22 protein-coding genes are annotated in these 20,079 nt (G+C 65.8%); 8 read left to right on the plus strand and 14 right to left on the minus strand.

Features of this window, described 5'->3' with window-relative positions:
* Positions 1-25: 25 nt before the first annotated feature.
* Complete coding sequence (gene arsC, locus AC1ROB_RS04840) at positions 26-367, minus strand: arsenate reductase (glutaredoxin) (protein ID WP_492973440.1); 342 nt, start codon at positions 365-367, stop codon at positions 26-28.
* A 107-nt stretch (positions 368-474) separates the two neighbouring features.
* On the opposite strand from arsC, the gene AC1ROB_RS04845 reads away from it, so the two are divergent.
* From AC1ROB_RS04845 to AC1ROB_RS04855, 3 genes are read left to right on the plus strand one after another with little or no spacing between them, the layout of a single operon-like run.
* A complete protein-coding gene (locus AC1ROB_RS04845) occupies positions 475-1,290 on the plus strand; it encodes a ferritin-like domain-containing protein (RefSeq protein WP_492973439.1) in 816 nt (271 codons plus the stop codon).
* A gap of 58 nt (positions 1,291-1,348) precedes the next feature.
* The gene (locus AC1ROB_RS04850) at positions 1,349-1,846 is read left to right on the plus strand and encodes a PAS domain-containing protein (RefSeq protein WP_492973438.1); all 498 of its coding nucleotides are present in this window, start codon (positions 1,349-1,351) and stop codon (positions 1,844-1,846) included.
* Positions 1,847-1,897: 51 nt separating this feature from the next.
* A complete protein-coding gene (locus tag AC1ROB_RS04855; protein ID WP_492973437.1) occupies positions 1,898-2,389 on the plus strand; it encodes a PAS domain-containing protein in 492 nt (163 codons plus the stop codon).
* Positions 2,390-2,396: 7 nt separating this feature from the next.
* On the opposite strand, the gene AC1ROB_RS04860 is transcribed toward AC1ROB_RS04855, so the two are convergent.
* From AC1ROB_RS04860 to pdxH, 11 genes are all read right to left on the minus strand, one after another.
* Positions 2,397-3,188: an alpha/beta hydrolase gene (locus AC1ROB_RS04860; RefSeq protein WP_492973436.1), complete on the minus strand. Its 792-nt coding sequence runs from the start codon at positions 3,186-3,188 to the stop codon at positions 2,397-2,399.
* 7 nt (positions 3,189-3,195) lie between these two features.
* On the minus strand, positions 3,196-3,675 hold the full coding sequence (locus tag AC1ROB_RS04865) for an RNA pyrophosphohydrolase (RefSeq protein WP_492973435.1): 480 nt from the start codon (positions 3,673-3,675) through the stop codon (positions 3,196-3,198).
* Between the two features lie 7 nt (positions 3,676-3,682).
* On the minus strand, positions 3,683-5,002 hold the full coding sequence (locus AC1ROB_RS04870) for a divergent polysaccharide deacetylase family protein (protein WP_492973434.1): 1,320 nt from the start codon (positions 5,000-5,002) through the stop codon (positions 3,683-3,685).
* A 38-nt stretch (positions 5,003-5,040) separates the two neighbouring features.
* Positions 5,041-6,351: a S41 family peptidase gene (locus AC1ROB_RS04875; RefSeq protein ID WP_492973433.1), complete on the minus strand. Its 1,311-nt coding sequence runs from the start codon at positions 6,349-6,351 to the stop codon at positions 5,041-5,043.
* The gene (locus tag AC1ROB_RS04880; protein ID WP_492973432.1) at positions 6,351-7,553 is read right to left on the minus strand and encodes a murein hydrolase activator EnvC family protein; all 1,203 of its coding nucleotides are present in this window, start codon (positions 7,551-7,553) and stop codon (positions 6,351-6,353) included. The genes AC1ROB_RS04875 and AC1ROB_RS04880 overlap by 1 nt, the downstream gene beginning before the upstream one ends.
* Positions 7,546-9,135, minus strand: a complete 1,590-nt coding sequence (gpmI, locus tag AC1ROB_RS04885) for a 2,3-bisphosphoglycerate-independent phosphoglycerate mutase (RefSeq protein ID WP_492973431.1) — start codon at positions 9,133-9,135, stop codon at positions 7,546-7,548. Before gpmI ends, AC1ROB_RS04880 begins: the two co-directional genes overlap by 8 nt.
* An 82-nt stretch (positions 9,136-9,217) precedes the next feature.
* Complete coding sequence (locus AC1ROB_RS04890; protein ID WP_492973430.1) at positions 9,218-9,688, minus strand: 23S rRNA (pseudouridine(1915)-N(3))-methyltransferase RlmH; 471 nt, start codon at positions 9,686-9,688, stop codon at positions 9,218-9,220.
* 10 nt (positions 9,689-9,698) lie between these two features.
* Positions 9,699-10,412, minus strand: coding sequence for a ribosome silencing factor (rsfS, locus tag AC1ROB_RS04895; protein WP_492973429.1), 714 nt, complete (start codon positions 10,410-10,412; stop codon positions 9,699-9,701).
* A gap of 89 nt (positions 10,413-10,501) precedes the next feature.
* Complete coding sequence (locus AC1ROB_RS04900) at positions 10,502-11,914, minus strand: sodium:proton antiporter (protein WP_492973428.1); 1,413 nt, start codon at positions 11,912-11,914, stop codon at positions 10,502-10,504.
* The gene (locus AC1ROB_RS04905) at positions 11,901-12,830 is read right to left on the minus strand and encodes a cation diffusion facilitator family transporter (protein ID WP_492973427.1); all 930 of its coding nucleotides are present in this window, start codon (positions 12,828-12,830) and stop codon (positions 11,901-11,903) included. Before AC1ROB_RS04905 ends, AC1ROB_RS04900 begins: the two co-directional genes overlap by 14 nt.
* A complete protein-coding gene (gene pdxH, locus AC1ROB_RS04910; protein WP_492973426.1) occupies positions 12,827-13,417 on the minus strand; it encodes a pyridoxamine 5'-phosphate oxidase in 591 nt (196 codons plus the stop codon). The genes AC1ROB_RS04905 and pdxH overlap by 4 nt, the downstream gene beginning before the upstream one ends.
* A 165-nt stretch (positions 13,418-13,582) precedes the next feature.
* Between pdxH and AC1ROB_RS04915 the strand changes: the two genes are divergently transcribed.
* The 3 genes from AC1ROB_RS04915 (at position 13,583) to AC1ROB_RS04925 (ending at position 15,804) form a co-directional block, all read left to right on the plus strand.
* Positions 13,583-14,098 carry an RT0821/Lpp0805 family surface protein gene (locus AC1ROB_RS04915; protein WP_492973425.1) on the plus strand — a complete coding sequence of 172 codons (516 nt, stop codon included), beginning with the start codon at positions 13,583-13,585 and terminating at the stop codon, positions 14,096-14,098.
* 201 nt (positions 14,099-14,299) lie between these two features.
* On the plus strand, positions 14,300-14,989 hold the full coding sequence (locus tag AC1ROB_RS04920) for a DUF4175 family protein (protein ID WP_492973424.1): 690 nt from the start codon (positions 14,300-14,302) through the stop codon (positions 14,987-14,989).
* A gap of 107 nt (positions 14,990-15,096) precedes the next feature.
* Positions 15,097-15,804: a hypothetical protein gene (locus AC1ROB_RS04925; RefSeq protein WP_492973423.1), complete on the plus strand. Its 708-nt coding sequence runs from the start codon at positions 15,097-15,099 to the stop codon at positions 15,802-15,804.
* A gap of 36 nt (positions 15,805-15,840) precedes the next feature.
* Here the strand turns inward: AC1ROB_RS04925 and AC1ROB_RS04930 are convergent, their stop codons facing one another.
* Both AC1ROB_RS04930 and fabF read right to left on the minus strand, forming a co-directional pair.
* Positions 15,841-17,667: a PAS domain-containing sensor histidine kinase gene (locus AC1ROB_RS04930; protein WP_492973422.1), complete on the minus strand. Its 1,827-nt coding sequence runs from the start codon at positions 17,665-17,667 to the stop codon at positions 15,841-15,843.
* 121 nt (positions 17,668-17,788) lie between these two features.
* Positions 17,789-19,051, minus strand: a complete 1,263-nt coding sequence (gene fabF / locus AC1ROB_RS04935; protein ID WP_492973421.1) for a beta-ketoacyl-ACP synthase II — start codon at positions 19,049-19,051, stop codon at positions 17,789-17,791.
* Between the two features lie 98 nt (positions 19,052-19,149).
* Here fabF and AC1ROB_RS04940 point away from each other — a divergent pair, with 98 nt between their 5' ends.
* On the plus strand, positions 19,150-19,614 hold the full coding sequence (locus AC1ROB_RS04940; protein WP_492973420.1) for a MarR family winged helix-turn-helix transcriptional regulator: 465 nt from the start codon (positions 19,150-19,152) through the stop codon (positions 19,612-19,614).
* A gap of 10 nt (positions 19,615-19,624) precedes the next feature.
* Positions 19,625-20,068: a DUF3237 domain-containing protein gene (locus AC1ROB_RS04945; protein WP_492973419.1), complete on the plus strand. Its 444-nt coding sequence runs from the start codon at positions 19,625-19,627 to the stop codon at positions 20,066-20,068.
* Positions 20,069-20,079: the final 11 nt, after the last annotated feature.

The raw sequence follows: 20,079 nt of genomic DNA on the forward strand, positions 1-20,079 counted from the left end.
CGCAGCCCCGGCCAAGACCAGCAGGCTAGAGAATGCCCAGCACCTTTTCCGGCGGGCGGCCGAGCACCGCCTTGCCCTTGTGCACGAAGATCGGCCGCTCCAGCGCTTCCGGATGGGCGGCCAGGCCCTGGATCAGCGTGGCTTCGCTGGCGGCCGGATCAAGGCCGGCTGCGGCGGCTTCCTGGCGGCGCAGCACATCGCGGGCCTTGAGGCCCAGCAGGGCCAGCAGGCGTTTCAGGGCGGCTTCGTCGGGCGGGGTTTTCAGGTATTCGACGATCTCCGGCTCGATGCCGCTGGCTTTCAGGATGGCGAGCGCCTGGCGGGATTTGGAGCAACGCGGATTGTGATAGAGGATACTGTCGGCCATGGAACCGGTCCTGTCGCCCTAATTTCGCCAAGAATGGTGTATTAACCGGCACTTAGCGCATTTTGCAAGAGTTGCAATTTGATGACTGTCGGTTAAATAAGAGAAGCATGACCGGTCACTGGACCCTCGACGACATTCCCTGGCACCAGTTCGACCCCGCAAAGGTCGATCCCGATCTGCTGCGCGCGGTGAAAGCGGCGGCGCTGGTCGAACACAATGCCGACGATTACGTCACGTATCTCTGCAATGTCTTTGCCGATGACCCCGCCTTCTGCGCCGTGGTGCGGCAGTGGGGCGTCGAGGAACGCCAGCATGGCGCGGCGCTGGCGCGCTGGGCCCATCTGGCCGATCCGGCTTTCGATGCCGAACTGGCGATGCGGCGCTTTGTCGAGGGCTACCGCCTGCCGCTGGATGTCACGGCTTCCGTGCGCGGCAGCCGCAGCGGCGAGCTGGTGGCGCGCTGCGTGGTGGAATGCGGCACATCCAGTTTCTATACCGCGATCCGCGATGCCACCGACGAGCCGGTGCTGAAGGCGGTGGCCGGCAAGATCGCCGCCGACGAGTTCCGCCATTACAAACTCTTCTACGACCACCTGCAGCGCTATCAGCAGCACCAGCCGCTGTCGCGCCTGCGGCGTCTGGCGATTGCGCTCGGCCGCATGCAGGAAGCCAGCGATGACGAACTGGCGATGGCCTACTGGTGCGGCAATGGCTGCGAAGGCGCATACAACCGGCAGACGCAGAGCGCCGCCTATGAATTGCGCGCCAGCCGGGTCTACCGGTTCGGCCATATCCAGCGCGGCCTGAGCATGGCACTCAAGGCCTGCGACCTTGATCCGCAGTCGCGGGCCAGCCGCTGGTTCGCCGCCATCATCTGGCGGGTCATGCAATGGCGCCTGGGCCGCCTGGCCGCGGCCGCCTGACGCCGGGCGATCACAACCGGCTCTTGCCTCGACCGCACGACGGACTAAACTTTCCGCCATGACAGCGCCGGTCGATCTGCCACCCCAGGGACCGATCTCAGAAACCGACCTCGATACGCGCCTCGCCGAGCTGCTGACCTATTGGCGTGCCAAGCGTGCCGGCCGGCGCTTTCCGGCACGCGCCGATATCGATCCGCTCGACCTGCGCGGCCTGCTCGGCAATATCAACCTGATCGATGTGGTGCGCCCGGAAGTGGCAGCAGGGGACGCCCGGTTGCGGTTCCGCTATCGCCTGTTCGGCAGCGAATTCGTTTTCTACCATGGCGGCGATCTGACCGGCAGCTGGGTAGATGAAATCGAAAACCCGGTTTACCGCGAGCAGCTATCCGCGCTCTACACCCATGTGGTGGCGACAGGTGCCACGCCGATGGTGTCTTACGACTACTTGCTCGACAGCCGGCGCCACCGCTTCCAGGCTGTGATCCTGCCGCTGGCTGCCGATGGCCAGACCATCGACATACTGCTCAGCAGCGGCCTGCCGGTTGCAGTCTATTAGCAACCTCCAAGATGTCTTGCTGATTTTCCCGGTCGGTTTAGGCTTGTCGGCATGGGAGGCGAAACAGCAGCGGGTAACCGCCACATCACGCCCGTCGCAGCAGGGGATCTCGATCCGCGGCTGCGCAGCCTGATTGACTATTGGTCCGGCAAGCAGGCCGGCCGCCGCTTTCCCGCCCGTGCCGATCTCGATCCGCTCGATCTCAAATCCCTGCTGGGCTATCTGCTGCTGGTCGATGTGGTGCGCCAGTCCGATACCGGCTGGCGTCTGCGTTACCGGTTGTTCGGCAGCGAGTTCGTGTTCTATCACGGCCGCGATCTGACCGGACGCTGGCTCGACGAGATCGCCAATACCGGTTTCCGCGCCGAACTGCTGGCGCTGTATGATGCGGTCATAACCGGCGGCACGATGCAGACGCTCTCTTACGACTACATAATCGAACGCGGCCGGCAGCGGTTTCAGGCCGTGCTGTTGCCGCTGTCTTCCGATGGATCCAGTGTGGATATCGTGCTGGGTTGCGGCGTGCCGGTCGAGTCCGTTTGAAGCCGCTTCAGGCCACGCGCTCGTCCAGCCAGTCGGCGACGAGGGCAATGACCTCGTCTTCCTTCGGCTCGCCGAAGATGAAATGGCTCAGGCCTGGCACCTCGCGATAGACGGCGCGGCCGGGATAACGGGCTGCGACGGCGCGGCAGGCCGTGGCCGGCGTCACCTTGTCGTCACTGCCGGCGATCACCAGCACGGGCGCCTGCACGCGATGGGTGGCGACATGGCTGGCCGCATGCCAGTCCAGCCACCACAGCACGCTCTCGCCCAGCACGCGGCCCGATTCCGGCACCATGCGGGCGAAGATGTCCCGCTGCAGCGCCGGCGCGATATGATCCATCGACTGGTCGGCGGCAATTTGGAAATCCGGCGGCACGCCCTTGCGCCAGATATCCAGGCCGCCCTTCCACAGCAGACCGGCGGCATTGTCGAGCTGCCTTTTCGTGCGCGGCAGGCTGCCCCAGGGCGCCACCGGCGCCAGCAGCACGGTGGCGCGCACCAGATTCTGCGCCGCCAGTTGCTGCGCCAGCAGGCCGCCGAGCGAATGGCCGATCACCACGGGGGGATGCGCGCCCGGCGGCAGGCGGTGAATCTCGTCCTCAATGAAACGGCGGTAATCGGCAATGCCCTGTTTCGCCAGATCCGGATGCGGCGGCTGGCCGGCCTGTTCCGCGCCATGGAAGGGCAGGTCGGGGGCATGGGTTTTCCAGCCGCGCCGGCTGAGTTCGCTGCGCAGGCGTTCGAACACCCAGCCGCCGACGAAGGCGCCGTGCAGCAGCAGGACATCGCCCTTGCTCATGCGCAGGTCAGGTGCGGACCCGGTCGGCGAATTCGGCGACGATCTGTTCATAGATCGGTCGCTTGAACGGCACGATCAGGTCGGGCAGCTGGCGGAACGGCTGCCAGCGCCACTGGTTGAATTCGGGATGCGCGGTCTGGATGTTGATGTCGCTGTCGCGGCCCTTGAAGCGCGCCAGATACCATTTTTGCCGCTGGCCGCGATATTTGCCCTTCCACACCTTGTCGACCAGCTCCGGCGGCAGGTCGTAGGAGAGCCAGCCGCGGCTTTCGGCGATCACCTCGGCCAGATGCGCCGGCACGCCGATCTCTTCTTCCATTTCGCGCAAGGCTGCCGGCAGCGGTTCTTCGCCCGCATCGATGCCGCCCTGCGGCATCTGCCAGGCTTCGGCGGTCTGGTCGATCCGCTGGCCGACGAAGACCAGATCCTGCGCATTCAGCAGGGCAATGCCCACGCCGTCGCGGTAGGGACGCGCATCGATACTCATGGACGACTCACTCGGGGGTTTGACGATTGGCGATGGCGGAGACGGGGGCGAGCGCGATGCCCTTGGCGTCGAGCTTGTCCGTCCAGGCGAGCAGGCGGTCGAGGCTGACCGGATAGGGCATGGCGGCGCCAATGGCGACGCCGCTGGCGCGTGCGGTGCGCTCCAGTTCTTCCAGGCGCGCATCGATCAGCGGGGCGGTCGGCTGCATGTCGATCTGGCGGTTGACGAAGGCATAGACGCCGCCGCCTTCGCGCACCACGCGCGCCGCCACGCTGCGCGGCGCCACCCGGGTGTCGACGAACATCAGGCCGCGATCCTTGAGGCGGGCGGCGATGGTGCGCATATGCTCGGGCGAGGAGGTATATTTGCCGCCCATCAGATTGGTGAAGCCGATATAGCCCGGCACGCGCGCCAGCACCCAGTCGAGGCGGCGGATATTTTCCTGGTCGCTCAGCGAGGTCAGCAGCGTGTAGGGGCCCGGGTCGCTGCTCGGATAGTCGAACGGTTCCATCGGCAGGCCGATCAGCACTTCATGGCCGCTGCTGCGCGCCTTCTCCACCTGGGCGGCGAGATCGGGCGCGTAAGGATTGAAGGCAAAGCTGATCGCCGGCGGCAGGCGTTCGGCGGCCAGCGCCGTCAGTTGCACGTTCAGGCCCATCTCGTGCAGCACGATGGCCAGCCGCGGCCGGTTCGGCGGCTCGTCGTAGGGCCGCGCATAGGCATTCCAGGGCTGGCGGCCATCGGCGCCGATCTTCGGGATCGGGCCGCGCGGCGTCATCTCGGTCAGTGCCGGATCGGGCGCCACCAGCAGGCCGCTGGCCAGGCGACCGACGGCCGGCGGCGGTGCGGCGGCGCTGCTCTTCTGGTCGGGCGCCAGCCGGGCTTCGGGCGGCAGGGCCAGGCGGGCGACGCCGATGGTCACTTCCGAGCCGGGCAGGAAGGCCAGCTTCTCGCTGGTGGTGACCAGCCAGCCACCGGCGGCGGCAAGCGCAAACAGCACCAGCGTCCAGGCGGTGAGCAGCAGGCGACGATTCACCGTGCCGAAGTCGCCGCGCAGGAAGGGCGGCCACAGGATTAGGCCGATGATGCGGAACAGCGTGGTGATCTTATGCTTGAAGCCGCGGCGACGCGGCGGCTCGACAGGATGAACATCGTCATCGCCGGTGATGGTCTGGATCAGGTCGGCGTCGTCATGATCGGCAACCGCCATCACCGGTTCGACGGCTGCGGTCTTCTTGCGGCCGAACAGCCGGCCGAACAGGCCGGCTTTCTGCGGCGGCGCATCGCCCATCGCGCGGTCGTCAGGATCGGCGTGCAGTTTGGCCATTGCGGTGTCTCAGCCTTCTGCTGATCCGTGCCGCAAGGTCACTTGCGGGCAGACGGCTTCGGCGGTGCGCGCAGCACTTCGATGGCGGACTGCAGCACCAGGTCAGGGCCGTCCTGGCCCGGCGTCGGCACGGCCTGCGGTGTCGGCACCGGCGTGCTCTGGTTCTGCGGCTTGTCTTCCTCGGTCTCGCGCGTGCCGGTCATCTGGCGACGCTCTTTCAGCGCCGCGGCGATCTGGCGGTCGCGCTCGTTCCAGGCTTCCACATCGGCGCTGATGCCAACCTTGTCGATCGAGCGGCCCGAGGGGGTGAAGTAGCCTGCGGTGGTCAGCTTCATGCCGCCGAATTCACCCAGCGGAATCATGGTCTGCACCAAACCCTTGCCGAAGGTGGTGTTGCCCACCAGCACGGCGCGATGATGATCCTGCAGGGCGCCGGCGACGATTTCGGAAGCCGAAGCCGAGCCGCCATTGATCAGCACGGCCATCGGCTTGCCATCGGCGACGTCGCCGCGCTTGGCGTTGTAGCGCTGGCCTTCATCGGCCGCGGCGCGCAGCGCGCGGGTCGAAACGATCTCGCCCTGGTTCAGGAAGGCATCGGATACCGAAATCGCCTGATCCAGCAGACCGCCCGGATTGTCGCGCAGGTCGACGATATAGCCCTTCAGCTCCGGCCCCATCTCGCTCTTCAGCTTGTCGATGGCGGCGGTCAGGTCCTGGGTGGTGTGTTCGTTGAAGGACGAGATGCGCAGGTAGGCGAACTCGCCCTCGCGGCGCGACCGCACCACGCGGGTCTTGATGACGGCGCGGGTGATCTTGATGTCGAAGGTCTTGGCCGCATCGGCGGCGCCGCGCCGCACGGTCAGCACGATATTGGTGCCGGCATTGCCGCGCATCTTCTCGATCGATTCCTGCAGCGACTTGCCCATCACCGGATCGCCGTCCAGATGGGTGATGAGATCGCCCGGCAGCACGCCGGCCTTCTGCGCCGGCGTTTCGTCGATCGGCGACACCACCTTGATGAGGCCGCTTTCCTGCGTCACTTCAATGCCCAGACCGCCGAACTCACCGCGGGTCTGCACGCGCGCTTCCTGGAAGCTGCGCGGCGGCATGTAGACCGAATAGGGATCGAGCGAGGTGAGCATGCCGTTGATGGCGTGCTCCATCAGCTCCTCGTCCTTGGTTTCCTTGTAGTAGTCGTTGCGCACCCGCTCGAAGATCTCGCCGAACAGATTGAGCTGCCGGTAGGTTTCGTTGGATTGCAGGTTGCCGACCTTGCTGGGGGCTGCGAACAGCGCGACAGAACCCATCAATGCGAAGGCACAGACGCCACCGAGGAGGAAATTGCGCATCAGCCGCTAACCTTTCTGTCGCCCGAGGCCAGCCAGGGTAACGGATTGACCGTTTCACCCTTGCGCCTCAGTTCGAGATATAGGACAGGTTTTTCGCCTGGGGAGTTGCTCAGCAGGCCAACCGGTTCTCCGGCGAGAACCCATTGACCGACCGCCCGGTCGATCCGTCCAAATCCCGCCAATAAGCTATGGTATCCGCCGCCATGGGCGATAATCAAGAGTTGCCCGTAGCCGCGGAACGGTCCGGCGAACATCACTTTGCCGTCAGCCGGGGCGATCACCTGGGCGCCGGGGCGGGCTTCGATGCGCAATCCGCGCAGAGGTGCGCCGTTTTCGTCGGCCTGCCCGAAGCGGCCGACGATCCGCCCGCGGGCCGGCAGGGCGGCACTGCCTTCTAAAGCGGCATAGGCTTCCGGCGGGTCGCGCTCGCCGCCCTTGGGTGCCGGCAGGGCCTTGGCCCGGGCCTCGGCGGCGCGCCGTTCGGCGTCGCGGCGCTCCTGTTCCAGCAGGCGGTCGACCAGCGCCCGTAGATCCTTGGCCTGGGCGGCCAGCTGGCCGGCCTTTTCACGCTCGGAATCGCGCTCTTCCGCCGTTTGTGCGGCGGCGGCATGGGTTTCGGCCTGCAGGAATTCCAGGTCGCGGCGCTCATGGTCCAGCTGGGCGATGGCCTTGCCTAGGCGCTCCTGCTCGCTGGAAACACCCTGCCGCAGCCGGGCCAGGCGGGTCAGTTCGTCCTTCAGGCCGGTGGCCCGGCTTTCGATCTCCGGCACCAGGGCGGCCATCAGCTGGCTCGCCCGTACCATGTCGAGCGCCGAGCCCGGTGCCAGCACCATGGCCTCGGGCGGCTGACGGCTCAGATGGGCCAGACTGGCCAGCGTCTGCGCCAATTCGCCGCGGCGAAGCTCCAGCGAGTCCCGGGCGGCTTCCTCGTCGGACAGCAGCCGGGCGAGTTTTTCTTCGCTCTGCGACACCAGGTCCTCCTGGGTCTGCAGCTTGCGGGCGGCGGTGACGAGCTTTCTTTGCAGATCGCGCTGCTTCTGGGCCAGCTTGGCGGCTTCCTGGCCCAGTTCGCGCTCGCGTTCGCGGCTTTCCTGCAGGCGCTTCTGCACATCCTGCAACTGCTGCTGCGGCGCGGCTTGCGCAAAGCCGTCCGCCGGCGCCAGCAGCGCCAGGCCGACGAGGGACAGGAGCAGCTTACGCAAGGCGGCGGGCAGGGTTCTGGCTGGTTGCGGTCGCGGTCGGCGTGGCGAGGATGCGGCCGGTCATCTCTTTGGGCTGCGGCAGGCCGAGGAAATGCAGCAGCGTCGGCGCGATGTCGCACAGGCGACCGTCCGAGAGCGCGTAAGCATCGGTGCGCGCGCCGCCGGTGAGCAGCAGCGGCACCGGATTGGTGGTGTGCTGCGTATGCTGCTGGCCGCTGTTGCGATCCATCATCTGTTCCAGGTTGCCGTGATCGGCGGTGATCAGCAGCACGCCATCCATCTGCTTCACCGCCGCTTCGATGCGGCCGACGCAGGTGTCGACGGTTTCCGCCGCCTTGATCGCCGCCGGCATTGAACCGGTATGGCCGACCATGTCGGGATTGGCATAGTTGACGATGACCAGATCGTACTGGCCCGAGGTGATGGCGGCGGTCAGCTTGTCGGTCAGTTCCGGCGCCGACATCTCCGGCTGCAGGTCGTAGGTCTTCACCTTCGGCGACGGCACCAGGATGCGGTCCTCGCCCTTGAACGGCTGTTCTTCGCCGCCATTCATGAAGAAGGTGACATGGGCGTATTTCTCGGTCTCAGCGATGCGCAGCTGGGTCATGCCGGCATTCGCCAGGATTTCCCCCAGCACGTTGGGATAGCGCATCGGCGCATAGGCCGTGGCGAGAAACGCGTTCAGTGCCGTGGAATATTCGGTCAGGCCCACGGCGCCGGCGGTGTTCACCACGCGGCTGCGCGTGAATCCGTCGAAATGCGGATCGAGCAAGGCTGTGAGGATTTCGCGCGCACGATCGGCGCGGAAATTCGCCATCAGCACGCCATCGCCGTTTTTCATCCCGGCATAGCCGGCGAGCACGGTGGGGCTGATGAATTCGTCATTCTCGTCGGCGGCATAGCCCTGCTCGACGGCGGCTTCGGCGCTGACGGCCGCCTTGCCCTTTGCATCGACGATGGCGTCGACGGCCTGGCTGACACGCTCCCAGCGCTTGTCGCGGTCCATGGCGAAGAAGCGTCCGCTCACGGTGGCAAACGAGATGCCCGCGACGCCGGCGACCTGCTGGCGGAAGGTCTGCAGGAACCCCAGGGCGCTTTTCGGCGCCGTGTCGCGGCCATCGGCGAACATATGGATGTTCACGGGCACGCCGGCCTGGGCGAAAATCTTCGCCACGGCCGCCATGTGGTCCTGATGCGAATGCACGCCGCCATCCGACAGCAGGCCGAGCAGATGCAGGGCGCCCTTGCTGGCTTTCAGCTTGGCGATCAGATCGGTGAGGGCGGGATTGTCTTTCAGCGATCCGTCCGCCACGGCATTGTCGAGGCGGCCAAGATCGGGCACGGCGATGCGCCCGGCGCCGATATTCATGTGGCCCACTTCGGAATTGCCCATCTGGCCGTCGGGCAGCCCGACATCGCGGCCCGAGGTGCCCACCTTGGCAAAGGGGCGGGTCTCCAGCAGGCGGCGGTAATTGGGCAGGCTGGCCTGGGCCAGAGCGTTGTCGGCCGGATCATCGCGCAGGCCCCAGCCGTCCAGGATGCAGAGGACAACGGGTTTGCGGGCTTCGGCGGTATTGCTCATGGCGAAAATCGGCGATTCTTCTGAGTAAGGGGCTTGCGTTCTACATAGCGCAGACCGGCCCGCCCGTCACGCCGGCCTTTCCTTAATCACGGTGGTAAGGATGGCCGGTTTGCAGGCTCCAGGCGCGATAGAGCTGTTCCAGCAGCATCACCCTGGCCAGCAAATGCGGCCAAGTCATGGCCGAAAGCGACAGGGTCAGCCGCGCCCTGGATACCAGGGCGGGGTCCAGGCCGTCGGCGCCGCCGATCAGGAAAGCCACCTCCTGTTCGCCGTGGTCGCGCCACTGGGCCAGGATATCGGCGAAATGGCGGCTGGTCAGGCTTTTGCCGCGCTCGTCCAGGGCTACGATCACGGCGCCTTTGGGCAGGGCGGCCAGCAGCAGGGCGGCTTCGCGAGCCTTGCGTTCGGGCGCGCTGCCGCCCTGTTTGCGGTCTTCCACCTCGCGGATGGTGACCGGCCAGGGCAGGCGCTCGCGATAGCCTTCCAGCAGGGTCTGGGCCGCATCATGCTTGGCGCGGCCCGCCTTGCCGACGCAGGCCACCGTGATCTTCATCGTGGGATCGTCAGGCTGCCGCCGGCTCGGGGATGGTGGCGCCGCCCCACATCTTTTCCAGATTGTAGAAGCTGCGCACCTCGGGCCGGAAGATATGCACGACGATGTCGCCGGTATCGATCAGCACCCAGTCGCCCACGGCCTTGCCCTCGGCGCGCACCTTGCGGCCGGTTTCCCGGCTGATGCGTTCGACCAGATGCTCGGCGATGGCGCTGACCTGGCGGGAGGAGCGGCCGGAGGCGACCACCATGAAATCCGCAATCGAGGATTTGCCGGTCAGGTCGATCGAGACGATCTCCTCGGCCTTGTCGTCATCCAGGGATTTCAGGATCGCCTGGTGCAGCTTCAGCACGGCAGGCGGAATGCTGCTTTTTTTCGGGGCGGCGGCCTTGCCGGGTGCCGGCTTTGCGCCGGATGTCGCCGGGGCCTTTTTCGCGGATTTCGGCTTTGGCGCCGCGGATTTCGCGGCGGCCTTGGCGGCGGCTTCGGTGACCTTGGTCATCGCGGTCTTGCGAACCGGCGCGGTCTTCTTGGTCGCCGATGTGGTTTTGGTCGCAGGCGCGGTCTTGGTCTTGCTGGCAGCCGCTGGCTTCTTGGCGGCGGCGGTGCCCTTGGACGTCGTTGTGCTGGACTTGGTGGCGGCCCTGGGCTTGGCCCCTTTGGTCGCGGCAGCGCTTTTGCGCGTCGTGCTGGTTGCGATGGCTCTGTCCTCCTGAACAAACACCCGTGATCAGGCGGCCGGACTGCCGCCCGAATCGGTCACAGTCTACCGCGACTCGGGTTTATCGACAATGAAAGTCCTGTGACCCCGCATCAGCGGAACCAGATCAGCGTCACGATGGCAAAGCAGGGCAGCAGGATGGCGCAGCTCCAGGCCATATAGCCGAAGAAGCTAGGCATGCTGACCTTCATCTCCTCGGCGATGGCCTTGACCATGAAATTGGGGGCGTTGCCGATATAGCTGTTGGCGCCCATGAACACCGCGCCGGCCGAGATCGCCAGCAGCGTCGTGCCCAGCGGCCCCATCAGCTGCGTGGCATCGCCGCCGGCCATGTTGAAAAACACCAGATAGGTCGGCGCATTGTCGAGGAAGCTGGAGAGGCCGCCGGCGAGCCAGAAATACATCGCATTGTTCGGCGTGCCATCGGCATGGGAGGCAAGTCTGACCAGGGGCCCTAGCGCGCCGTCGAGACCGGCGCGCAGGATGGCGATGGCCGGGATGATGGTGATGAAGATGCCGGCAAACAGCTTGGCCACTTCGATGATGGGCCCCCAGGTGAAGCCGTTGTCGCTGCGGGTCTGTGTATCCGTCAGCTTCAGTGACAGCAGCGAGATGACGACCAGCAGGATGTCGCGCACCAGATTCTGCAGGGCCACGCCAACGCCGAAGACGCTGATCTCCACACCGGGAGTCCAGGTGCCGGACATCAGGACAGCCAGGATGATGGCGCCGAGCAGGATCAGGTTGATGCCGCCCTCCAGGCCGATGGCGCTGTCCGGCGTCGGATCGGGCGCGACGATGCCTTCCTTGCGGTAATAGTGGCTATCGATGGCGTAGAAGACGGCGAGCAGCAATACGGTGACGAACATCGTCGGCATGAACAGGGCCTTCGTCGTCCAGAAGAAATCGACGCCCTTGAGGAAACCGAGGAACAGCGGCGGATCGCCCAGCGGCGTAAGCGCGCCGCCCACATTGCTGACCAGGAAGATGAAGAACACCACCACATGCACATTGTGCCGGCGGTCGTCATTGGCGCGGATCAGCGGGCGGATCATCAGCATGGAGGCGCCGGTGGTGCCCATCCAGCTGGCCAGCACGGTGCCGACCAGCAGCAGGGCAGTGTTCAGGCTGGGCGAACCATGCAGGTTGCCGGTGATGCGCACGCCGCCGGCCACGGTGAAGAGTGCGAACAGCAGAACGATAAAGGGGATGTATTCGTGCAGCGCCACGTCCAGCAGCATATGGGCCGTTGGCAGTGTGCCGATCTGCAGCGCGAAGGGGAGGATGACGCAGAGACTCCAGAAGGCCGCGACCTTGCCGAAATGATGATGCCAGACATTCGGCGTGAACAGCGGCATCAGGGCAATGGACAGCAGGATGCCGGCAAAGGGCAGCACCCAGAGGACGGTCAGGCTCCGGCCGTCGACGGCGGCCGCATGGGCCGGCGTGGCGAGCAGGACCAGCAGGCTGGCGGTTGCGATGAGGCTGGCTTTAGCGTGGAACATGCGGGGCAACCGGTTCGTCATAGCCGGCGGGATCCTGGTGGATGATCACTTCGGCGCCAGGGAAGATCTGCAGCAGCTGCGCCTCGATCTCGTCGGAGATCCGGTGCGCGGCGCGCAGGGTGATGTCGGGATCGAGTTCCAGATGGAACTGGATAAAGGCCTGGTTGCCGGCCAGCCGCGTGCGCAGGTCATGGGCGGCACGGGTCTGCGGATGGGCACGCACCACGGCCAGGATGCGGTCGCGGTCGGCATCCGGCATCTCGCGGTCCATCAGGTTGTCGAGCGCGCCGCGCACGATGTCGATGGCACTCTTGACGATGATGACGGCAACGATCAGGGCGCCGACCGCATCGACCCAGACAAAACCCGGCCGGCTGGCCAGCAGCAGCGCCAGGATCACGGTCAGATTGGTGGCGAGATCGCCGACATAATGCAGCCGGTCGGCGGCAATCGCCAGCGAGCCGGTCTGTTTCACGATACGGCGCTGATACAGGATCAGCCCGCCGGTCAGCACAATCGACAGCAGCATGACAGCGATGCCGGCCGGGCTCTGGCCGATCGGCTGCGGCGTAACGAGATGCTCGATGCCGGCAATGAACAGATACAGCGCCGATCCGGCCACTAGGGCGCCCTGGCCGAGGCCGGCGAGCGCTTCCGCCTTGCCATGGCCGAAGCGGTGTTCGTCATCGGCCGGTGTCAGCGCATGACGCACCGCGAACAGGTTGATCAGCGAGGCGACGCCATCGAGCAGGCTGTCGACCAGCGAGGCCAGCAGTGCCACCGATTCCGTCTGCAGCCAGGCCGCCAGCTTCGCCGCCACCAGGAGAGTCACCACCAGCACGGAGGCATAGGTGGCGCGCCGCATCAGCCGCGCCGTGGTGGCGCGGTCGACGCGGCTTTGCGCGACGATCGTCACGGATAGAGCTGCTCGGTGGTCCAGGGCGCCGCCACGCTGCTGCGCCGGAAAACCAGGCGGTCATGCAGGCGGAACGGCTTGTCGGTCCAGAATTCGATATAGACCGGCGCAATGCGGAAGCCCGACCAGTGCGGCGGACGTGGCACCTCGCCGATGGCATGCTTGGCGGCATATTTTGCCACCGCGGCCTCCAGCGCGAAGCGGCCTTCCAGGGGGCGCGACTGCTGCGAGGCCCAGGCGCCGATGCGGCTGTCGCGGGCGCGCGAGGCGAAATAGGCATCGGCCTCGGCATCGCTCACCACACTCACGCTGCCGCGGATGCGCACCTGGCGGCGCAGGCTCTTCCAGTGAAACACGGCGGCGGCCTGTTTGTTGGCCAGCAGCTCGGTGCCCTTCTGGCTTTCGAAATTGGTGTAGAAGACGAAACCCTGCGCGTCATGGTCTTTCAGCAGCACCATGCGCACATTGGGCAGGCCGTCGGTATCGGCGGTCGCCAGGGCCATGGCATTGGGGTCGTTCGGCTCGCTCTTGGTGGCCTCGGCCAGCCAGGCGGCGAATTGCGCAAAAGGGTCTGCGGCGGCATTCATAATCGGTTGCAATCCTCTGGCGATGGCCGGCTGTCACCGACTGTAACAGTCTGACGCAATGATACCTAAACCCTGCCGCAATCCCGCCGCAATCCCCGGCCAGATTTTCTCCCGTGCCCGGCCCTAAAAGGCCTTATCGGGGCATGTCTTAGGGGTCCACGATCCATGAACGCCATTTCTCTCCGCCCGCCGTATCATAGCCGGTCTCGCCGCTTCGTGTCGGTGGTTGCTGCTGTCGGTATCGTCGGCATGCTGGCCGCCTGCGCCAATGACAGCGGCCCCAAACAGAATGTCGGTACCGTGCTCGGCGGCGTCGGTGGCGCCGTTGCAGGCGCCCAGTTCGGCAAGGGCACCGGCCAGCTGGTCGGTGTCGCTGCCGGTACGCTGATCGGCGCGCTGCTCGGCTCGGAAGTCGGCAAATCGCTCGACAAGGCCGACCGCGGCTATATGGAACGCGCCAACCAGCGCGCTTTTGAGACCACGCCGTCGGGCACCCAGGTGTCCTGGCGCAACCCTGACAGCGGCAATGCCGGCACCGTGGTGCCGCAGCCGGCCTACCAGGCCAAGAGCGGTGAATACTGCCGCGAATTCCAGCAGACCATCACCGTCGGTGGCGAGCAGCAGCAGGGCTTCGGCACCGCCTGCCGCCAGCCCGATGGCAGCTGGAAGGTTATGAACTGATTTTCTGTCCGGCCAGGTTTGCAGAGCCCCGGCCGGTCTGACTACCGCGTTATTCCTCATTTTCCTTCCCCCCAGACTCAGCGGCGTGTTCCCCCGAACACGCCGTCTTTTTTTATGGCGCGTTAAGGATGCGGGGCTAAGATGAAAGCGCGGCGCAGGCAGAAGCCTCGTGCCGCCGACAACCTGCAACAGGAGGCCAGAATGGTCGCCGATATTGCCGGGGCGCTTGCGCCCCCTCCCACCGCCCAGGCGGCTGCGCGCGATGCGCTGGCAAGCCTGAATGCCACGCGCCAGAAAACCGACGCCGAGCGGACGCTCGACCGGATTATCGACGATCTGAAAAACAGCAAGAGCAAGGGCGCCAAGGAAGCCGCGCGCCGCAAGCTCGAACAGCTGAAAGCCAAACTGGAAGCGCTGAAGCTGGCTGCCGGCTCGGCCGCCGCCACCGGCGATGCGCGTCTGGCCCGCAAGGTGGCGCGGGATATCCGCGATGCCTGCCGCGAACTCAGCCGCGCGCTGGCGGCCGCCGGCGAGGCGGGCGGTACTACGGCCGCGGCCATGCCGGCGGCCTCCGGCACCGCGGCGCCTGCCCCCACAGGGGCCGGGGCTCCCGCTGATGCGCCGAAGCCGGCCGCCAGCGTCGCGCCGGCCGGCGAGGCCCGGCCTGCTGCCGGCGACGACGATCTTGCCAGCCTGAAACGCGAGGCTGCGGGGCTGGTCAAGGAGCTGAAGAAAATCATGCGCAAACTGCGCGAGACCGGCTTCCATACGCTCGATCCCAAAGAGCGCGAGGCGATGGACCGGATGGTCCGCGAGGCCGAGCGCGAGGTTGGTGGCCTGCTGGCGGCGGCGGCCCCCACTCCCGGCATGACGGTGAATATCAGCGCATAATCGCTTTTTTAGGCCCGGAATTAACCCCTGCCGGCTGAGACCGGAGTATAAGGACCCTGTCCGCGCAACCCAAAATGGGCGGCGGCACCCCTTTGCTTGAGGCCAGAATGGTCAGCGATATTGCCGGTAACGGCACCCCGAAATTCCTGCTGGCGACAGCCCAGACCCAGGCCGTGGCCAGGACGGGCCAGACGAAAAGCCAGGCCGGGCAGACTCTCGATGAGGTGCTGACCAGCCTCAAAGGCAGCAGCGGTACGCTCGCGGCCAGTCTGGCGCGCAGCAAGCTCGATCAGGCCCGTGTGCGTCTGGCCGGTCTGCAGCTCGCGGCCGGTTCGGCCGCCGCCATGGGCGACGGACGCCTGGCGCGCAGCGTCGCCCGCGATATCCGCGATGCCGCCCGCGAGATCAGCCGCACGCTTTCCGGCGCCGGGGCCAGCGGCACAGGGTCCGTCCAACCGCCCAAACCCCAGGCCCTGACGCTCAATGCCCCGCCGGTGACCGATCCGCAGAAGCCGCTGACGGCGGCGCAGTCGGCCGCCGCGCAGATCAAGGCCTCGCTGGGCCTCGGCCCGGCCGTCAGCACCGGCGCGATCAGCAATGAAGACCTGGCCACGCTGAAAACCGATGCGGCCGAGATCAACGGTGCGCTCAAGAAGGTGATGAAGCGTCTGCTGCTCACCGGCATGAACCCGTTCCTGGAAGCGCAGGATCGCGGCGAGATGCAGAAGATGTTCGGCGATGCCAACCGCGAGATCGCCAACCTGCAGAATGCCGCGGCGCCGACAGCCGGCATGAAGGTCAATTTCAAGGCCTGACCTGTCAACGCGATTCTGTTTCAGCCCAATTGTATTTCAGACCGGCCCGGCCATGGGCAGGCGCAGATGCAGCGACGTGCTGCCATCGGGAAGGCTTTCGCTGCGCAGATTGCCGCGATGGCGGCGCACCAGCTCCTTCATCAGTGCCAGATGCAGACCGAGATCCCCGGCATGATAGGCAATGCGGGATTCGAAGCCGTGCAGAAGACTGGTGTCCTCGGTGATGTTGGGTAGTGCGGCCCGGCTGGTCAGCGTCAGTCGCAGCATGGTGTCCTCGGGCTCCATGCCGAGCTGCAGGCTGTTGCCCGGTGGCGACAGGCGTATGGCTTCGACAAGCAGTGTCGCTACGATCTGATGGATGCGCCGGGTATCGCCCTGGATGCGATGTCCGGTAACGCGTGTTTCCAGACGGCACCCGGCCTTCTGCAGGGCAGGCTGCGCATCGGACACGACCGCGTCAATCAGGGCCGGCATGTCGATGGTTTCGGACTTGAGCTCGAGCTGGCCGGATTCGATCTGCGCGATATCCAGCAGATCGTCGATCAGCACCAGCAGTTCGCGGCTGCTCCTCAGAATAAGCCCGGCATATTCCTCTGCCTTGTGCGTGATGGTGCCGCCGGTCCGCGGCAGGGTCAGCATTTCGGCGAAGCCGATCACGGCGTTCAGCGGGGTTCGCAATTCATGGCTCAGGTTGCCCAGGAAATTGGTCTTCGCCAGGCTGGCGCGTTCGGCTTCCGCTTTTGCCGTTATCAACGCGTTTTCGTATCGGCGCTGTTGCGTTACGTCGCACAGGGTGCCCGCCATCCTCACAACTTTGCCGGACTCGTCCTGAACCGTTTCCATGATGGCGAGAAGGGTGCGTGTTTCGCCTTCCGCCGGCACGACGCGGAACTCGAATGTGTTTTGCGAAGAAGCGGGATATATGCCGGCTAAGCTTTGCGCCATCCGGTCGCGGTCTTCCGGATGGATTTGTGCCAGGAAAGCCTCGATGCTGGGCGCGAGGGCATCGGGGGACAGTCCGATGACCCGGTAGAACTGGTCGGACCAGAACAGCTTGCCGCTGACCGGGTCCCAGTCCCAGTTGCCGATATTGCCAATGCGCTGGGCGTTCTGCAGGGAGTCCAGCGTGCGGCGGTAATTCTCTTCTGCCACGTCGCGGGCGGCTTCCGCCATCGCACGGGCCTTGTCCACTTCTTTCAGAAGCTCTGCATTGCGCAGATGCAGGATCGCCGCCCGCTGCTCCCTGTCATTCGCGTTGTGGGTCCAGACCGAGGTGAAAAGCACAAAGACAGCGCCGCAAAAAGCAATGGTGAGCGATGCTGCACTGCCTTCCATCAGGCAACGCAGCAGGGGCGGCACGATGGTCATGGTCAGGAAGGCGTAATAGGACGGCAGATGCGTATGGCGGGTCAGCACGCTCAGGGTCATCAGTCCGCAGAATGCAAAGGCCAGGGTAATCTGCGTCTCGAAGGCATCCGGCACATAGGCGAACCAGCCGAGCAACCCCCAGCTGGCGCCGGTGATTGTCGAAGCCAGCGCAAAGCGGCTGGTCCAGCGGTCGGGTTGCGCAAAGGGATTGGGCCGGGCGGCGAAATCGCGCCGCAGATGGTCGAACCACAGCGTGCCGGAAAAATTCAGCGCAAAGGCGACGGCCATTTCCCAGACATGCAGGCTGTCCCAGAAGGCCGCAAACATCCCGGCCATGAACACGAAAGACATGTAGCGCGTCGGGCGGCTGGTGCGGAACAGCCGCTGCGCCATGACGGACGCAACCAGGGCGCGCTCGGCCGGCTTCGGGGTAACGTCTGTTTCGTCGATCAGCCGTTTGAATTCAGCTGCAGACGTAACTTCTGATTCCGACATATGACTCCAGTCTCGCAACAGCGGCGCGCCGCGAGATTAGAGGGATGACCGGCAAATAACAGTATCCGTTGCGGATTTTGGCCAATTTTTATGGCGATGGCGCCATTTTCTACCTGGGTCGTCAGCGTCCGACAACCAGAGCGGCATTGACGCCGCCGAAACCGAAGGCATTCGACATCGCATAGGCAATATCTTTTGCCTTGGCTTTCAGCGGCACCAGATCGATGCCGGCAAAGGCCGCATCCGCCGTCTCCAGGTTGCGCGTCGGCGGCAGCAGGCCGTGGCGCACTGCCAGCAGGGCATAGATGGCTTCCACCGCGCCGGCGGCGCCGAGCAGATGGCCGATGGCCGATTTGGTCGAGGACATCGACAGGCCGTTCAGCGCGCCAGCGAACACCGTCTTCACCGCGCTGATCTCGGCGGCATCGCCCACCGGCGTCGCCGTGGCATGGGCATTGATATAGCCGATCTGCGCAGGCTCCAGTCCGGCCTGTGTCAGAGCGATCTGCATGGCGCGGCGCGCGCCGGCGCCGTCATCGGGCGGCGCGGTGATGTGATGCGCATCGGCCGAAGTGCCGTAACCGAGCACACGGCCGAGAATGGTGGCGCCGCGGGCGCGGGCATGGTCTTCGCTTTCCAGCACCAGGATGCCGGCGCCTTCACCCATGACGAAGCCGTCGCGATCGGCATCGAAGGGCCGCGAGGCCTTTTCCGGTTCATCGTTATGGGCCGTGGCCAGCGCACGGGCCGCCGCAAAGCCGGCAAAGCTGACGCGGTCGATGCAGGCTTCCGCGCCGCCGGCGACCATCACATCGGCATCGCCGGCACGGATCAGCCGCGCGGCATCGCCGATCGCCTGGGCTCCGGCCGCACAGGCCGTGACCGGGCAGCCGAGCGGACCCTGCAGGCCGAAGCGGATCGAAACCTGGCCGGCCGCCAGGTTGCCGAGGAAGGAGGGGATGACGAAGGGCGACAGTTTGCGCGGCCCGGCGCGCTCCACCGTCCGCGTCGCTTCGGCAATGGCAGGAAAGCCGCCGATGCCGGTGGCGATGATGCAGCCGGCGCGGCTGCGCGCCGCGTCATCGGCCGGCCTCCAACCGGATTGCGTCACGGCCTCATGGGCGGCGGCCAGGGCGAAATGGATAAAGCGATCCATCTTGCGACGGTCTTTTGCCGGCGCGGCGGTTTCAGGATCGAAGCCGCCCGCCGGATCGTCGGCGATATCGGGCACGATACCGGCGACCTTCGCCGGCAGATCGCCGGTTTCAAAGGCGGTGATGCGACGCAAACCGGACTGCCCGGCGGTCAGGCGCGCCCAGTTGGTCTCCACCCCGGCCCCCAGCGGCGTGACCAGCCCCATCCCGGTAATCACCACCTGTGTCATGGCCTTCTCCTGAAAACTGTATATACATATAATGTAAGTACAGGTAATAACCCGACCGGCGGTTTGCAAGAGGCGGCCGGCAGGGGTATTGAAAAGGCATGAGCCGCAAGCGCAGCGACACGCCCGAGGCCGCCTTCCGCCAGTTGCTGGAGGAGGGCTGCACCGTGCTGCGCCTGCATGCGGCGACACGCCGGGGCCTGCAGGTTTATGGCCAGCACCTGGCCGGCCTTGACCTGACCATGCCGCAATTCGCCACGCTGGCGCTGCTCTATCGCGACGGCAGTCACGCGGTGGGTACGCTGGCCGCCGAACTGGACGCCGATGCCACCACGCTGACGCGCAACCTGCGCCTGATGGAACAGCGCGGCCTGATCACCCAACGGCCGGCCACCGATGACCGGCGGCGCCGCGAGATTCGCCTGACGCCCGAAGGCCGCCGCCTGTTCCAGAAGGCGCTGCCGGTCTGGCAGCAGGCGCAGGCGGCGCTGACCGAGAAGATCGGCAGGGCGCAGATCGCCGATCTGCACCGCCGGCTCGACGATATCCTGCCGCGCATGAAATGAGGGGACAGCGATGCTGACGCCGGTTTTCGATCTGGAAGTGCATGTCGCAACGCCGCAGAGCATCGGCCGCGACGCCGCGGGCGAAAAGCGCTGCGTGCCGATCACCGGCGGCACGGTCAGCGGGAAAATTTCCGGCCAGGTGCTGGCCGGTGGCGCGGACTGGCAGGTGCTGCGCCCCGACGGCCTCGCCGATCTGGATGCGCGCTACATGCTGAAACTGGCGAGCGGCGCGCAGGTCGAGGTCTGGAGCCGTGGCCTGCGCATCGGCCCGGCCGACGTCATGGCGAAACTGGCACGCGGCGAAGCCGTCGATCCATCGGCCTATTACATGCGTACGGCGATGCGCTTCGAGACCGCGGCGCCCGATCTGCAATGGCTGGTGCAAAAACTACACATCGGCATCGGCGAGCGCCGTCCCGATGCCGTCCTGCTCAAGGTCTGCGCCGTCGACTGAATGGGGCGTCG

It is taken from the genome of Ferrovibrio sp. GW821-FHT12F09 (assembly GCF_058806775.1).

What these genes read in the sequence shown, in the direction of transcription:
- arsC (WP_492973440.1), bottom strand. Translation starts at nt 367, where the DNA reads ATGGCCGACAGTATCCTCTATCACAATCCGCGTTGCTCCAAATCCCGC.
- AC1ROB_RS04845 (WP_492973439.1), top strand. Translation starts at nt 475, where the DNA reads ATGACCGGTCACTGGACCCTCGACGACATTCCCTGGCACCAGTTCGAC.
- AC1ROB_RS04850 (WP_492973438.1), top strand. Translation starts at nt 1,349, where the DNA reads ATGACAGCGCCGGTCGATCTGCCACCCCAGGGACCGATCTCAGAAACC.
- AC1ROB_RS04855 (WP_492973437.1), top strand. Translation starts at nt 1,898, where the DNA reads ATGGGAGGCGAAACAGCAGCGGGTAACCGCCACATCACGCCCGTCGCA.
- AC1ROB_RS04860 (WP_492973436.1), bottom strand. Translation starts at nt 3,188, where the DNA reads ATGAGCAAGGGCGATGTCCTGCTGCTGCACGGCGCCTTCGTCGGCGGC.
- AC1ROB_RS04865 (WP_492973435.1), bottom strand. Translation starts at nt 3,675, where the DNA reads ATGAGTATCGATGCGCGTCCCTACCGCGACGGCGTGGGCATTGCCCTG.
- AC1ROB_RS04870 (WP_492973434.1), bottom strand. Translation starts at nt 5,002, where the DNA reads ATGGCCAAACTGCACGCCGATCCTGACGACCGCGCGATGGGCGATGCG.
- AC1ROB_RS04875 (WP_492973433.1), bottom strand. Translation starts at nt 6,351, where the DNA reads ATGCGCAATTTCCTCCTCGGTGGCGTCTGTGCCTTCGCATTGATGGGT.
- gpmI (WP_492973431.1), bottom strand. Translation starts at nt 9,135, where the DNA reads ATGAGCAATACCGCCGAAGCCCGCAAACCCGTTGTCCTCTGCATCCTG.
- AC1ROB_RS04890 (WP_492973430.1), bottom strand. Translation starts at nt 9,688, where the DNA reads ATGAAGATCACGGTGGCCTGCGTCGGCAAGGCGGGCCGCGCCAAGCAT.
- AC1ROB_RS04900 (WP_492973428.1), bottom strand. Translation starts at nt 11,914, where the DNA reads ATGTTCCACGCTAAAGCCAGCCTCATCGCAACCGCCAGCCTGCTGGTC.
- pdxH (WP_492973426.1), bottom strand. Translation starts at nt 13,417, where the DNA reads ATGAATGCCGCCGCAGACCCTTTTGCGCAATTCGCCGCCTGGCTGGCC.
- AC1ROB_RS04915 (WP_492973425.1), top strand. Translation starts at nt 13,583, where the DNA reads ATGAACGCCATTTCTCTCCGCCCGCCGTATCATAGCCGGTCTCGCCGC.
- AC1ROB_RS04920 (WP_492973424.1), top strand. Translation starts at nt 14,300, where the DNA reads ATGGTCGCCGATATTGCCGGGGCGCTTGCGCCCCCTCCCACCGCCCAG.
- AC1ROB_RS04925 (WP_492973423.1), top strand. Translation starts at nt 15,097, where the DNA reads ATGGTCAGCGATATTGCCGGTAACGGCACCCCGAAATTCCTGCTGGCG.
- AC1ROB_RS04930 (WP_492973422.1), bottom strand. Translation starts at nt 17,667, where the DNA reads ATGTCGGAATCAGAAGTTACGTCTGCAGCTGAATTCAAACGGCTGATC.
- fabF (WP_492973421.1), bottom strand. Translation starts at nt 19,051, where the DNA reads ATGACACAGGTGGTGATTACCGGGATGGGGCTGGTCACGCCGCTGGGG.
- AC1ROB_RS04940 (WP_492973420.1), top strand. Translation starts at nt 19,150, where the DNA reads ATGAGCCGCAAGCGCAGCGACACGCCCGAGGCCGCCTTCCGCCAGTTG.
- AC1ROB_RS04945 (WP_492973419.1), top strand. Translation starts at nt 19,625, where the DNA reads ATGCTGACGCCGGTTTTCGATCTGGAAGTGCATGTCGCAACGCCGCAG.